The sequence below is a fragment of the Alishewanella sp. d11 genome (assembly GCF_049390205.1).
Classification (GTDB): domain Bacteria; phylum Pseudomonadota; class Gammaproteobacteria; order Enterobacterales; family Alteromonadaceae; genus Alishewanella.
Genome location: NZ_CP186547.1, coordinates 3,576,043 through 3,590,042, shown reverse-complemented (window position 1 = coordinate 3,590,042; position 14,000 = coordinate 3,576,043). Strand labels below are relative to the sequence as shown.

Genomic DNA, 14,000 nt, shown 5'->3' with positions numbered 1-14,000 from the left:
CTGCCTCTACTGCTAGGCGGTTAATTGTTGTTGTTCTATTAAGCTTATGCCAAGTAAAACCTGATGCAAATGGATAATGCCAGCTTGGATCTGATCAATTAACTCATGCAGCTGTAAAGTACTTAAATCCGTTAACGGTTGTCTGTTCAATAAATGCTGCAGTTGATGTACATGCTGCAAAATTGTCGGACTATCCGGTAGCCCTTTGGCGGAGGCTGCAACTCTGTTTAAGCAATAACTGACCGAGCGTGGAAAGTCGGCATAGCTTAACAAATAATCTATGGCATCGGCATTGGCTCCCGATGCATTATTAGCCAAATAATAATGATAAGATTCAACGCCACCTAGCGCGTTTAAAATGGAGATCCAACGAAAACGCGGTCGTTTTAGCTGGGTAGGTTGTAAGGTTTGTAATACCATCACATCCATAATTCGCGTCACCATATCGGCACGCTCTAAATGACGGCCTACCGTAAAGAGATCAAAGGCATCACCGCGCAGCATTACGCTATCAACAGTACCTATTACCATTTGGCAGCGACGACTGATTTCTGTCATTAACTGATAACGCTGTTGGCGCGAAGCGGGTGTTAAGCAATGCTGCTGTACAAAGCTTTCTAACTTGTTGAGTTCTTCCCACATATCACGTGGCAATAATTGCCGAATAGTGCGGGCATTGTATTTTAATTGACTACAAGCTGTGCGGATTGAGATTGGACTGTCGTTATTGCTGATTAAATAGCGCATCACGGCTTGTTCTATCTGTGCCAGCTGCGCGGGGTTCTGTGCGGTTAGGCCATAACTGGCCAGTACTTCGGCACTGTCTAGCCCCATCACGTCCAATAATACCGGCCAGCCAAACTCGGTATCTTTATGACTGTCAATTAACAAGTGACTGGTGGCATTGACTAGACGTGCCGTGTCATCCAGCCGTTCCAGATAACGACCTAACCAAAAAATATGTTCTACCGATCTTGCTAACATCATTTAGCCCTCATCGTTAATGATCCAAGTGTCTTTGCTACCGCCGCCTTGCGAAGAATTTACAACCAAAGATCCCTTTGTTAATGCCACCCGACTTAAACCGCCGGTAGAGCAGTACAGCTCTGCACCTTGAAGAATAAAGGGACGTAAATCTAAGTGCCGGGGTTCCAGCACACCATCGCAAAGCGTAGGGGCGGTGGATAAGTTAAGGGTAGGCTGGGCAATAAAGTTTCTGGGGTTAGCTTGGATTGCCAGTGCCATTTGCTCGCGTTCTGACTGGGTGGCTCTGGGACCAATTAAAATGCCATAACCGCCAGATTCGTTGGCTGGTTTAACCACCAGTTTATCCAGATTCGCCAACACATAGCTGCGTTCTAATGGATCTTGGCATAAGAAGGTTTCAACATTTTGTATCAGGGGCTGTTCACTTAAATAATACTCAATTATCTTCGGGACAAAGGCGTAGATTACTTTATCATCCGCGACACCCGAACCTGGTGCATTGGCAATTGCTACGTGGCCTTTACGCCAGACTGCAATTAATCCAGGGATGCCGAGTACTGAGTCGCTGCGAAAGGCTAGTGGATCGATAAACACATCATCTATCCGTCGGTAAATCACGTCAACCTGGCGTTTACCACGCAAAGATTTGAGCCAAACCTTGTCATCCTCGACAAAGAGATCATGGTTTTCCGCCAGCTCAACCCCCATTTGTTGAGCTAAATAGCTATGCTCAAAATACGCCGAGTTATAGATCCCTGGTGTCAGTACCACGATACAGGGGGTGACATGTTCGCCGCGCGGAGATAAAGAAGCCAGCATTTGCCAAAGCTGGGCGGGGTAATCATCCACGGGGACAATGGTCGAATCGGCAAATAACTCAGGAAAAACCCGCTTCATCACGGTACGATTTTCTAGCATATAAGAAACGCCAGAGGGTACTCGTAAATTGTCTTCTAAGACTAAAAAGGTCCCGTATTCATCACGCACCAGATCAGTACCGCAGATATTGGCCCATACCCCATAACGGGGCGACATGCCCTGACATGGTGCAAGAAAGTTTTTAGAATTAAGGACTAATTCAGCCGGTACTATGCCGTCTTTTAGAATTTTTTGTTGGTTATAGAGATCATCAATAAAGAGGTTTAGTGCTGTTAAGCGTTGTTTTAACCCAGCACTGGTGCGTTGCCATTCTGAGTGTGGAATAGTGCGGGGGATCACATCTAGCGGCCAGGCTCTGTCAATATTGCTGCCCTCTGCATAGAGTGTAAAACATACTCCCATATCACTAATTGTTTGATTTAACTGATGTTGCCGGGTACAAAGCTCAGTTGCCCCGTTTTTATCAATAAAGCGAGCAATCGCTGTAGCAGGGGGTCTAGCTTTGCCGTCACTCGCCACTAGTTCATCAAAACAATGAGCTAGCTGCGGGTAGCTGCCGTTGGTGAAATTCTCCAAACTCATACACAACTCCTTGCGCAATCAAAGGTCTAGCAACACGCTCGATGTTGCTTAATGACTGACAAAGCAAGGGATATGCCATACTTACAGGCACAAAAAAGCCCTGCCAGATTGCTCGGGCAGGGCTTGCTATAAGTTGCTACAACTTAGTTTTTAGCAGCAGCAGCTTTCTTTTCTTTTTCTTTTGCGATCACAGCATCAGCTACGTTAGTCGGGCACGGTGAGTAGTGCGAGAACTCCATAGAGAACTGACCACGACCTGACGTCATAGTACGCAGGGTTGAGATGTAACCAAACATCTCAGACAGTGGTACGTCACCTTTGATGCGTACGCCAGTTACACCTGCTTCCTGACCAGAGATCATACCGCGACGACGGTTTAAGTCACCTATAACATCACCTACATGATCTTCAGGGGTGAATACGTCAACTTTCATGATGGGCTCAAGCAGTTGTGCGCCAGCTTTAGGCATTGACTGACGGAAAGCACCTTTCGCCGCGATTTCGAACGCGATGGCTGATGAGTCAACAGCATGGAAACCACCGTCGAACAACTCAACTTCAACGTCCAGTACTGGGAAGCCAGCTAAAGTACCGGTTGACATCATAGACTCGAAGCCTTTTTCGATAGCAGGTAAGAACTCTTTTGGAACGCTACCGCCCACAACAGTTGACTTGAAGGTGAAGCCAGAGTTTTGCTCGCCTGGACGAATACGGTAATCAATCTTACCATATTGACCTGAACCACCAGATTGTTTCTTGTGGGTGTAGCTGTCTTCGATTTCACGAGTAATCGTTTCACGGTAAGCAACTTGCGGCTGACCTACTACTAACTCAACGCCATAAGTACGTTTTAAGATATCTACTTTGATATCTAAGTGTAATTCACCCATACCTTTCAGGATGGTTTCACCTGAATCAGGATCAGTTTCTACGCGGAAAGTTGGATCTTCAGCAACCATCTTACCGATAGCGATACCCATTTTCTCAACCGAACCTTTATCTTTTGGCGTTACAGAGATAGAGATTACCGGCTCTGGGAAAATCATTGGTTCTAGAGTACAAGGCGCTTTTGGATCACACAGCGTATGACCAGTTTGAGTATTGTTCTTCAGACCGACTAACGCGATGATATCACCAGCCTGAGCTGTGGTCAGATCAGTACGGTCATTTGCATTCATCTCAACCATACGGCCGATACGTTCAGTTTTGCCTGTGTAAGAGTTAAGTAAGGTATCACCCTTATTCAGGACACCTGAGTAGATACGAATGAAGGTCAGGGCACCGAAACGGTCATCCATGATCTTAAACGCTAAAGCACGGAATGGCTCGTCAGCAGAAACGATAGCGAACTGACCTGTTTCGTTACCTTCTTCGTCTGTCAGAGGTTGTGGGTTAACTTCTGTCGGAGACGGTAAGTAATCAACAACAGCGTCTAACAATAACTGCATACCTTTGTTTTTAAAGGCAGAACCACAGTAAGTTGGGAAGAATGCTAAATCGCGCGTACCTTTACGGATACAGGCTTTGATTTGTTCGATCGTTGGAAGTTCGCCTTCCATGTAAGCCATTAGCAGGTCGTCATCTTGTTCAACGGCAGTTTCAACCAGTTGTTCACGGTACATGGCAACGTCATCTGCCATATCAGCTGGAACATCGACAACTTTGTAGTTTTCTGGTTGACCAGAGTCATCCCAAACGTAGGCTTTTTCAGTTAATAAATCTACCACGCCAACGAAGGTATCTTCACGGCCAATTGGTAACGTCATGATTAGTGGCTTAGCGCCAAGGACGTTTTTAACTTGTTCCGTTACGCGGATAAAATCAGCACCGATACGGTCTAACTTGTTGACGAAGATTAAACGAGATACTTCTGCGTCATTCGCATAGCGCCAGTTAGTTTCAGATTGTGGCTCAACACCACCTGAACCACAGAATACGCCGATACCACCATCTAATACTTTTAATGAACGGTATACTTCAACAGTGAAGTCAACGTGGCCCGGGGTATCGATAACGTTGAAACGGTGACCTTTCCAGAAACAAGTTACCGCGGCTGATTGGATAGTAATACCACGCTCAGCTTCTTGTACCATGAAGTCTGTGGTTGATTCACCTTCGTGAACTTCACCGATTTTATGAATTTTACCGGTTAATTTCAGGATACGTTCGGTGGTGGTCGTTTTACCGGCATCAACGTGTGCGAAGATACCAATGTTTCTGTATAAGGATAAATCAGCGGCCATAGTAGTCTCTATAAGCAAGGGTTTGAAAATAGTGCGACAATATACAGGATTTTAAATCGATTTGCCCGAAAAAAAAATCTGTGAATGGCGAATTTTTTGTCGCTAGTATTTTTTAATTACTGAGTTGAGATATTTTTTCGTCTATTTTTTGAAAATGATGTCGATTCAAGGTGTGAATTTTCTCAATTAACCTTGATTAGAAGCAGCGATATACCTAGTATGTTTTGCCATGGCAGGGTAGATAAACTCTAAGTATTTGTTATGGTTTTGCTATTCAGCCTGAAGCTAGTTCGTGCACTATTACAAATCTTCTCACCTTTAATATCTGGAGTTAATTTCTTGTTTGTCACATCTTACATAAAAGTCGTCTGGCATGATCAATAAGCAAGCTATTGGTATTTTTGATTCAGGTATTGGCGGTTTATCTGTGGCAAAAGCTATAAATACCTTACTGCCCAATGAAGCATTGATTTATGTTGCAGATACGCACTATGCGCCTTATGGCGATAAGACTGATACTTTTATTTATCAGCGTATGCGAGTAATTACCGAACAGTTGATAGCATTTGGTGCTAAAGCCTTAGTTGTAGCCTGTAATACCGCCACCACGGCCGCGATTGACGCGCTTAGAAAAGAATTTAGCTTACCGATAATAGGGGTCGAACCGGGTGTTAAGCCTGCCGTTCAGGTTAGTGAAAGTAAGATAGTCGGCGTGTTAGCCACCCCTCGAACCTTACTCAATCCAGCGTTTGCAACCCTTGCTCAGCGTTTTGCTGCTCAGGCAAGCATTTTATTACAACCTTGTCCTTTGCTAGTGCCAATGCTGGAAAAGATGCAGGTCGATGCACAATCGCTAGAGCCCGTATTAAAGCACTATCTTGCCCCCCTCATCGAACAAGGTGCAGATACGCTAGTACTGGGCTGTACGCATTATAATTTTTTGGCTGAACAAATCGCCTCGATAGCTTCAACACTGGCAGGAAAGGAAATAAACATCATTCGTACCGAGATGGCTGTGGCTAAGCAATTGCAACATAGGCTACAGCATGCAGAAATCTTAAACACGGCGCTCTTAGCCAACGCCAATATCAAACTTTACAGCAGTGGTGATCTCGCCTTATTTCAGCGTCAGGTACAGCATTTTTGGCAAACCGAAGCAACAGTGTTGGCGCTATGAGCACGCCAGTAACAGGTAGCTTAAGCTACCGGTTACTGCTAATGCAATTAGAGGCTAACTGCGGATGCCCATAAATCATATTCATCAGCATTATCAACTACGGCATGAATAATATCGCCAGGCTTGACGTTGGTTACACCATTTAGGTAGACCGCACCGTCAATTTCTGGCGCATCAGCAAAACTACGACCAATAGCACCTTCCTCATCGACTTCATCAATCAGCACGGCGATGGTTTTGCCGATTTTCGCTTGTAAACGGGCAGTGCTGATCGCTTGTTGTGTCTGCATAAAGCGATGGTAACGTTCTTCCATCACGTCATCAGCAACGGGATCAGGCAAATCATTGGCTTTAGCGCCTTCTACTGGGCTGTATTTAAAGCAGCCAACACGGTCCAACTGAGCTTCTTGTAGCCAATCCAGTAACATTTGGAAATCTTCTTCGGTTTCACCCGGGAAGCCAACAATAAAGGTGGAGCGAATGGTTAATTCCGGACAAATTTCCCGCCATTTTTTAATCCGCTCTAACACGCGATCGGCCTGACCTGGCCGTTTCATCAGCTTTAAAATGCGTGGGCTAGCATGTTGAAAGGGGATATCTAAATACGGCAGTACCTTACCTTGTGCCATTAAGGGGATAATGTCATCAACGTGCGGGTAGGGGTACACATAGTGCAGTCTTACCCAAATACCCATTTCTCCTAAGGCTTCACACAAAGACTGCATCGAGGTTTTTACAGGTTGGCCATTCCAAAAGCCGGTACGATGTTTTACATCAACACCATAGGCACTCGTGTCTTGAGAGATGATCAGCAGCTCTTTCACACCGGCATTTTTTAAGCGCTGCGCTTCGTCCAGTACTTCACCCACTGGGCGGCTGACTAAATCGCCGCGCATTGAGGGAATAATGCAGAAGGTACAACGATGGTTGCAGCCTTCAGAGATTTTTAAATAAGCATAATGTTTTGGTGTTAACTTAACCCCATGATCCGGCACTAGCATGGTAAAAGGATCATATTTAGGCTTGGGCACAAATTCGTGGACTTGTTTTAACACATTTTCATAGCTGTGTGGGCCAGTAATGCCAAGCACGTTGGGGTGTACTTCGCGAATTTCATCTTCACGAGCGCCTAAACAGCCTGTAACAATGACTTTGCCATTTTCAGCCAGCGCTTCACCAATGGTTTCGAGTGACTCTTGTACTGCCGAGTCAATAAAGCCACAGGTATTCACAATCACCAATTCAGCATCATCGTAGGTCGGAACGATGTTGTAACCTTCTGCTTTCAGTTGTGTCAGGATCCGTTCAGAATCTACCAGGTTTTTCGGACAGCCTAAGGATACAAAACCAATAGTATTGCCTTTGTTAACGCCCGAATTTACCCCTTGGCTTAGCGTTTTTGCTGCGGTATCTAAGGTTGTAGTTTGGCTTGGATCGAAAGTCTGAACGCTCATAGTCGCCTACAGTAATGAATTAAACGGAAAAAACAGGGCGCGGATTATACCTGAAGCTATGCAAAGATACACTGCGCGTCGCTCAAAAAGTCAGCACTTTCTGGTTAAATTGCTCGAAATAACATACCAACAGCAGTAGCATGTTGTGCTGAGAAATGCTGCTGAGTACCGTAAGCGTTGATCACCGCAGCAATATCTGCAGTTTCTGCGCGATCTAAGCAATGTCTGAGGCCCATATGCCAATCAGGGAATTGACGGTTGGCTACTGGTCTTTCACTGATCAATCTGACATTACTGTGACGCTCATCTGTACCGAGTTTTTTGAAGAGTGACTGTATCGCCAATGTTGTCCCTTCGATCAGCTGCATAAAATGTTTATCAGTAACCAGTAATAAGCCAGTCACATCATTTTTCAGATTATTCAAATGAGCTTGCTGATGAAGAGTGTTTAGATCCTGCACAGTTAAGTCAGGATTAATATCGCTAACATAAATGATTTCAAGCAGTTCCGCAGGATCCATGATCTTCCTTAAGTCTAACGATAGCGTTTTTGGGCTTTCCGTTTGCGCTCGGCTTCGCGCGCCGCTTTATCAACTGATTTTGCGGCTTCTTCTGCTTTGGCATCAATCAATTCTTGGCTGACCATTTCGGGTGTTTCTAAGGTAATAGGCCCTAAGTTACCAGCACGCAGCTCTGTAATTAATATAGTACCGGCTTTTTCTAAGTCAACTACACCCCCTTTGCGCATGCAGCCACGTTTGACGCCAATGGCATCGAGCAAGGCTACATCATTTTCAGGTAGCTCGGACAACGCAAAACGCGCTAACAGCGCTTGCGGGTAGCTTTGCAGTAAATAGTCTGCTGCAAATAACGCGATATCGGCATACTCAAAAACGGTATCTTTGATTGCCCCTGTTACGGCCAATCGGTAAGCGCAGGAAGCTGGGCTAAGCTTGGGCCATAAAAACCCAGGGGTATCAGTCAGAATGACGTTATTATCTAACTTTATGCGTTGCTGCGCCTTGGTGACACCTGCTTCATTGCCGGTTTTGGCGATAGTTCGGCCAGCCAAGGTGTTAATCAGTGTGGATTTTCCGACATTAGGAATGCCCATAATCATTGCGCGCGCACCACGAATCTCTAAGTTACGATCGGGCAGCAGGGTGTTGCAAAGCTGCAATAACGCACGAATTTGCTCAGGGTTTTGTTGGCTAATCGGAATCGCCTTTACGCCTGCTTGTTGTTCAAAATGGCTTACCCAGCGCGCAGTCAGCTGTGGATCAGCTAAGTCCGCTTTGTTTAATACTTTAATACAAGGTGTATCTTTGCGTAGTTGAGGAACCAGCGGGTTTTCACTGGAGAAGGGAATGCGCGCATCCAGCATTTCGATAATAATATCGACTTGCGGCATAACCTCGGCGATTTCTTTACGGGCCTTGTGCATATGGCCCGGAAACCAGTTGATAGACATGAATGTTCCTTGAGAATCAGTAAGCGTTAGAAGCGCGAGAGTAACTCACGCCGATAAGTGTTAACATCCACTGTTAAACCTGCGGCGGCAATTTTTTGCTGTAAGGCATTTTGAGCAATAGCGAGTTCCGATTGCATCAGGGTATTGTCATCCAGTTGCCACACCAGCAGACTGGCTTGATAGCTAAAAAGTAAAATCAAGATTGCATCGGCATCATTGTCTGCAACCGCGGCTTCAATGGCGCTTAGTTTACGTTGGATGAGATTTAATTCATGCTTTAAATCCCAGATATAAGCAATTTCGTAAAAAAAAGGGTGTTGTTTAAAGTGCTTTAAGGTAAAGCCTACTACCACACAGCCAATCACCACGCCGCTAAAGTTTAGCCAAAAGTTTGAGCCTGCGCCATCGGCAAAGAGGGCGATAAGCAAAGTAGAACTGGCAAGACTAATCACAACTAATGCCAGAATACTGAGTAGCATAACTCGGTTCAACCTTTGCCGATAAAGGTCTTTATCAATTTTTTTTAATTGCATAAATGTTCACTGTTTAGATTCTCAAGTTTACCGCAGACCAGTACTATTACTGTATTGGGCTTGGTGCTAAGGTGGCTAAACTATTTTCTACTACCTCTGGCGCAGGTGGTGTAAAACGGCGTATTTGCAGAATAATCCCCAGGTGAGGATGATCTAAATAGTGAATTTCACCACTGATAACACGGCGGCTTTGCTTAACATTGATGCTGTGCAAGCTTTCACCGACCAGACGTCGCAGATTAAAGTCCGTGTTGACAAACAAATAGTGGTCCAGATGGAGCTTGAATAAGCCGTCAAGTTGCCAGACATCATTCGGTAAATTTACCTGATTTTGATTGGCATTAGTTTCGTTAGCAGCGGTAGTTGGCTGATCTAAGGTCACCCCTGCCGCCAATTGTGCTCGTCGGCTGGCAATTTGCTCCAACACGTCTACCGAGTTAATTTCAGTGAGCGCAGTGGCGCTATTATTTATTGGGTTAGTTGTTGGGGATGATTGTTCATTTGGCTGTCCCCAATAGTCAAAGCGTTCAGTAAAGTTTTCGCCAGCAAACCATCGACTTGGGATGGCACGTCTTTCAGTAACAGGTGCCTGACGCCAGACTGTGTGTAATAACACCTGATGTTGCCGTTGCCGCCGCAGTCGTTCTGCCACCTCGGTTAAGCCAAAAGCCGTGCTTTCTGCTAAATAGGGTACGCCTTTAAACATGCCAGAGCCACTGAGTTGCGGGGCTATTCTGTTAGGCAAGGGAACGATAGTATTGAGCAGGAATTCAGGAAAAATACTCTTGCGCTGCCAAGCTAATGGCTGTGTTTCTTGATGACAAAATAGCTTAAAACCAGCCTGCCACGCTTGACTGGCGTTAGCAATACTCTGGTTGAGCGCTGCATTATCGTAACAAAGCGTGAGGCTTGGTAATAAAGCGGCAATAGAGGGCGCAAACTTAGGCGTAACAAGATCAATATTTCTGCCCAGCCGAATAGGTGTGACTTGCTCAGGAAATTGCTCTTGTAACTGACTGTCAGGCGCGCGTTCGAAGATAATCATTTCTATTTCAAACCAGCGTTCGCTGGCCTGAACGACGAATGCGCTAAATAGCAGATAACCACCTAGCAAGAGCCGAGCTTTCATGAATGTCCTACCTTATTTTTGGCAAAGTCAGCCAGCATGTTTGTGACTAGGCTGAGTCGAGCTTTGTGATCTTCTGCGGCTATACTAAAACGCAATTTTTGCCCGCCTTCAAGTTTAAATACTCGGGATTGGGTTTGAATGAGCGAGATGATATAGCTAGGATTAACCAAGGTCCTTTCCGCGAATTCTACCACACCACCTTTAGTGTTGGCTTCTATACGTTTGATGCCTAATTGCTGAGCCTGTAATTTCAGTTCGGTTAATAGCAGCAGATTTTTCGCGGCATCGGGTAATAATCCGAAACGATCGATTAACTCAACCTGAACTTCATCCAGTTCTTGCTCATTTTTAGCGCTAGCCAGTTTTTTATAAAAAGACAATCGCAAATTCACATCTGGAATAAAGCTATCTGGAAATAGCGCCGGCAGTTTTAAATCGATTTCAGTTTGTTGACTCAGCATGGCATCTAAACTTGGTTCCCTGCCGGCCTTTAACGCTTGTACTGCTTCTTCCAGCATTTCCATGTAGAGACTAAAGCCAACTGTTTCAATTTGACCGCTTTGTTCATCACCCAGCAATTCACCGGCACCACGAATTTCTAAATCGTGCGTCGCAAGGGCAAAGCCTGCGCCCAAATCTTCTAAACTGGCAATGGCTTCGAGCCGCTTTTCAGCATCTTTCGTTAAACGCTTCGGAGGCGGAGTCAGTAAGTAAGCATAGGCTTGATGATGCGAACGACCAACCCGGCCTCGCAGCTGATGCAGCTGGGCAAGACCAAATTTGTCGGCTCGATTAATAATGATAGTATTGGCTGTAGGTACATCGATACCCGTTTCGATAATTGTAGAACAGAGTAACAGGTTATACCGCTGGTGGTAAAACTCTGCCATGATCTGCTCTAATTCGCGCTCGCGCAGCTGGCCATGGGCAATGCCAATATTAGCCTCGGGGACTAGCTCCAGTAAATCGGCTGCCATTTTTTCGATGGTTGCCACATCATTATGTAGAAAATAAACCTGACCACCACGCAGGATCTCACGCATGATGGCTTCGCGCAGCAAACCATTTTCGTATTCACGGACAAAGGTTTTAACGGCTAAACGTCTAGCGGGTGGGGTGGCGATAATTGATAAATCGCGCATACCTGACATAGACATATTAAGCGTACGCGGAATGGGCGTAGCCGTAAGGGTCAAAATATCAATATTGGCGCGTAAGGCTTTAATTTTCTCTTTTTGTCGCACACCAAAACGATGCTCTTCATCAACAATCAGCAACCCCAAGTCCTGTAGTTTAATATCATCTTGCAGTAATTTATGGGTACCAATCAGAATATCTACTTTACCGGTACTGACGTCCTCTAAGATGGCTTTTTGTTCCTTAGCACTAACAAAGCGAGATAACACTTCAACTCGCACTGGCCAGTTAGCAAAGCGGTCCTTAAAGTTTTCATAATGCTGCTGGGCGAGCAGGGTCGTGGGGACCAATAATGCCACTTGCTTGCCATCATTGACGGCAACAAAGGCGGCACGCATCGCAACTTCGGTTTTACCGAAACCTACGTCACCGCATACTAAGCGATCCATTGGCTGGGGTTGCTGCATATCCTGCAGCACCGCATTGATAGCATCGTATTGATCTGGAGTCTCCTCAAAAGGAAAACTCTCGGCAAAAGCAGCATACTGCTCTGCATCCAGTTTAAACGCATAACCTTGGTGCGCAGCACGCTGTGCATACACATCCAATAATTCGGCAGCAACGTCTCTGACTTTTTCCGCTGCTTTGCGCCGTGCTTTTTCCCAAGTATCGTTCCCTAACTTGTGCAAGGGAGCATGCTCAGCATCACTGCCGGAGTAACGACTTAATAAATGTAATGAGGATACCGGCACATAAAGCTTGCTGCTACCTGCGTATTCAATGGTAACAAATTCTGCGCTGATGCCCGCCGCATCCAACACCTGCAAGCCCTGATATCGTCCTATACCATGTTGCAGATGGACAATCGGCTGGCCAATACTCAGTTCCGCCAAATTGCGAATAATGGTATCGGTAGAAATTTGCTGGCTTTGTTTCCGGCGTCTGCGCTGGCTTATTTTTTGCCCAAATAGCTCATTTTCACTAATTAAGGCGAGAGGATTTTTCCCGGTAAGCAAACAGCCCTGATCTAGCGCACCTACCATGACGGCTAAATCTTCTTTGCTTTGAATAAACTGATTTAGATCAATTGCTTGTGGTAGATGGACTGCCGCTTTATGCATGAGTTGCAGTAAACTTTCTCGTCGACCTTCACTCTCGACAAAAAACAGTGCTCGTCCCTGTTGTTTTTTTAAAAAAGTAATAAAATCTAGCAATGCTGCAAGTGGGTTTTTCAGCTGATGGTTAATCGAAAGATCAGGCAATTCCGCCACCGGCGCATTATATTGGCCGGTCTTTTCCGGTAAGCTAGCCCGACTTAATTTCAGCCGAGGATAGTTTTTTAGCTCCGCAAATAATTCATCAGTGGCTAAATAAAGTGTTTGTGGCGGTAATATGGGTCTGAGCAGATCAATAGCTCGATCGGTATAGCGACGCCGCAGCTCCTGCCAAAAATGATTAGCACTATGCTCGATATCACCGCAAATTAAAAACTGGCTTTGTGCTGGCAGATACTGAAATAAGCTGCAGGTACTTTGTGCAAATAATGGCAGATAATATTCAATACCGGCTGGCAATATGCCCTGACTGACTTGCTGGTACAGCGATTCCTTTTCATTTCTGGCCGCAAAGTGCGCACGGTAGCCTAAACGAAAACGTTCAATGGCGTCTTTATCTGTTGGGAATTCATGGGCGGGTAATAGGGCGATTTCTGCAACTTGCTCCAAGCTACGCTGAGTATCAGGGTCGAAAGTACGAATCGCATCCACTTCATCATCAAAAAAATCAATCCGATAAGGGACTGTCGCGCCCATTGGATAAAGATCAAGTAAGGAGCCACGGACTGAAAATTCACCATGCTCCATCACTTGTTCAACATGACGATAACCGACAGCCGCCAATTGTTGTTTAAATGCCGTCAGATCGGTTTGCTGTTTGGGCTTAATAATAAAACTATGTTGTTCTAGATGTTCGCGACCGGCAATTTTTAATAAAAGCGTGCTGACGGGGACTATAACCAAAGCTTTGACTAAGCGGGGCAGCTGATACAGGGTGGTCAAACGTTGCGAAATAATATCCTGATGCGGTGAAAATACATCATAAGGTAAGGTTTCCCAGTCCGGTAGAGTTAACAATGGGCAGGTGGTTTGATCCAAAAATACGGCCAATTCTTGCTCTAAGCGCATGGCCGCTGGCGTATCTTGTACGATTAATACGGTCACCCCTTGCTGTTGTATCACAAAGCTGGCGATGGCAAGCGGCAACGCCGCGCCAGTTAATTGGCCCCAAGCTTGTTGATCATTGGCATGGGTAATTTGCGGGATTTTTGGGAAAACACTCATTAAAATTTCAAACCTGGCTCGGAATCAAGAACAATTAAAGGTGGCTTTTACTGTTGTGCATGCGCAGCA

The 14,000-nt window shown here is 45.4% G+C and carries 10 protein-coding genes; 1 reads left to right on the top strand and 9 read right to left on the bottom strand.

Annotation, left to right across the window (positions count from 1 at the left end):
• Positions 1–12: 12 nt before the first annotated feature.
• From ACO1PK_RS16055 to fusA, 3 genes are all read right to left on the bottom strand, one after another.
• Positions 13–987 carry an alpha-E domain-containing protein gene (locus ACO1PK_RS16055; RefSeq protein WP_423186598.1) on the bottom strand — a complete coding sequence of 325 codons (975 nt, stop codon included), beginning with the start codon at positions 985–987 and terminating at the stop codon, positions 13–15.
• A complete protein-coding gene (locus tag ACO1PK_RS16050; protein ID WP_423186597.1) occupies positions 988–2,448 on the bottom strand; it encodes a circularly permuted type 2 ATP-grasp protein in 1,461 nt (486 codons plus the stop codon). It lies immediately after the preceding gene.
• A 143-nt stretch (positions 2,449–2,591) separates the two neighbouring features.
• Positions 2,592–4,691 (bottom strand): elongation factor G, encoded by a 2,100-nt coding sequence (fusA, locus tag ACO1PK_RS16045; protein ID WP_423188242.1) that lies wholly within the window; start codon positions 4,689–4,691, stop codon positions 2,592–2,594.
• Positions 4,692–5,064: 373 nt separating this feature from the next.
• On the opposite strand from fusA, the gene murI reads away from it, so the two are divergent.
• Positions 5,065–5,868 carry a glutamate racemase gene (murI, locus tag ACO1PK_RS16040; RefSeq protein ID WP_423186596.1) on the top strand — a complete coding sequence of 268 codons (804 nt, stop codon included), beginning with the start codon at positions 5,065–5,067 and terminating at the stop codon, positions 5,866–5,868.
• 47 nt (positions 5,869–5,915) lie between these two features.
• Here murI and rimO read toward each other — a convergent pair whose 3' ends face one another.
• The 6 genes from rimO to mfd all read right to left on the bottom strand — a co-directional run bounded on the left by rimO (position 5,916) and on the right by mfd (position 13,931).
• Positions 5,916–7,322 (bottom strand): 30S ribosomal protein S12 methylthiotransferase RimO, encoded by a 1,407-nt coding sequence (gene rimO / locus ACO1PK_RS16035; RefSeq protein WP_423186595.1) that lies wholly within the window; start codon positions 7,320–7,322, stop codon positions 5,916–5,918.
• Between the two features lie 104 nt (positions 7,323–7,426).
• On the bottom strand, positions 7,427–7,843 hold the full coding sequence (locus ACO1PK_RS16030) for a BLUF domain-containing protein (protein ID WP_423186594.1): 417 nt from the start codon (positions 7,841–7,843) through the stop codon (positions 7,427–7,429).
• 14 nt (positions 7,844–7,857) lie between these two features.
• Positions 7,858–8,793 carry a ribosome biogenesis GTPase YlqF gene (ylqF, locus tag ACO1PK_RS16025; RefSeq protein ID WP_423186593.1) on the bottom strand — a complete coding sequence of 312 codons (936 nt, stop codon included), beginning with the start codon at positions 8,791–8,793 and terminating at the stop codon, positions 7,858–7,860.
• A gap of 26 nt (positions 8,794–8,819) precedes the next feature.
• Positions 8,820–9,326: a DUF3087 family protein gene (locus ACO1PK_RS16020; RefSeq protein WP_423186592.1), complete on the bottom strand. Its 507-nt coding sequence runs from the start codon at positions 9,324–9,326 to the stop codon at positions 8,820–8,822.
• 46 nt (positions 9,327–9,372) lie between these two features.
• Positions 9,373–10,455, bottom strand: coding sequence for a CsiV family protein (locus ACO1PK_RS16015; protein ID WP_423186591.1), 1,083 nt, complete (start codon positions 10,453–10,455; stop codon positions 9,373–9,375).
• Complete coding sequence (mfd, locus tag ACO1PK_RS16010; protein ID WP_423186590.1) at positions 10,452–13,931, bottom strand: transcription-repair coupling factor; 3,480 nt, start codon at positions 13,929–13,931, stop codon at positions 10,452–10,454. The genes ACO1PK_RS16015 and mfd overlap by 4 nt, the downstream gene beginning before the upstream one ends.
• Positions 13,932–14,000: the final 69 nt, after the last annotated feature.

Excerpts from the sequence above, each read along its gene's own strand:
- ACO1PK_RS16055 (WP_423186598.1), bottom strand. The coding sequence starts at position 987 with ATGATGTTAGCAAGATCGGTAGAACATATTTTTTGGTTAGGTCGTTAT.
- ACO1PK_RS16050 (WP_423186597.1), bottom strand. The coding sequence starts at position 2,448 with ATGAGTTTGGAGAATTTCACCAACGGCAGCTACCCGCAGCTAGCTCAT.
- fusA (WP_423188242.1), bottom strand. The coding sequence starts at position 4,691 with ATGGCCGCTGATTTATCCTTATACAGAAACATTGGTATCTTCGCACAC.
- murI (WP_423186596.1), top strand. The coding sequence starts at position 5,065 with ATGATCAATAAGCAAGCTATTGGTATTTTTGATTCAGGTATTGGCGGT.
- rimO (WP_423186595.1), bottom strand. The coding sequence starts at position 7,322 with ATGAGCGTTCAGACTTTCGATCCAAGCCAAACTACAACCTTAGATACC.
- ACO1PK_RS16030 (WP_423186594.1), bottom strand. The coding sequence starts at position 7,843 with ATGGATCCTGCGGAACTGCTTGAAATCATTTATGTTAGCGATATTAAT.
- ylqF (WP_423186593.1), bottom strand. The coding sequence starts at position 8,793 with ATGTCTATCAACTGGTTTCCGGGCCATATGCACAAGGCCCGTAAAGAA.
- ACO1PK_RS16020 (WP_423186592.1), bottom strand. The coding sequence starts at position 9,326 with ATGCAATTAAAAAAAATTGATAAAGACCTTTATCGGCAAAGGTTGAAC.
- ACO1PK_RS16015 (WP_423186591.1), bottom strand. The coding sequence starts at position 10,455 with ATGAAAGCTCGGCTCTTGCTAGGTGGTTATCTGCTATTTAGCGCATTC.
- mfd (WP_423186590.1), bottom strand. The coding sequence starts at position 13,931 with ATGAGTGTTTTCCCAAAAATCCCGCAAATTACCCATGCCAATGATCAA.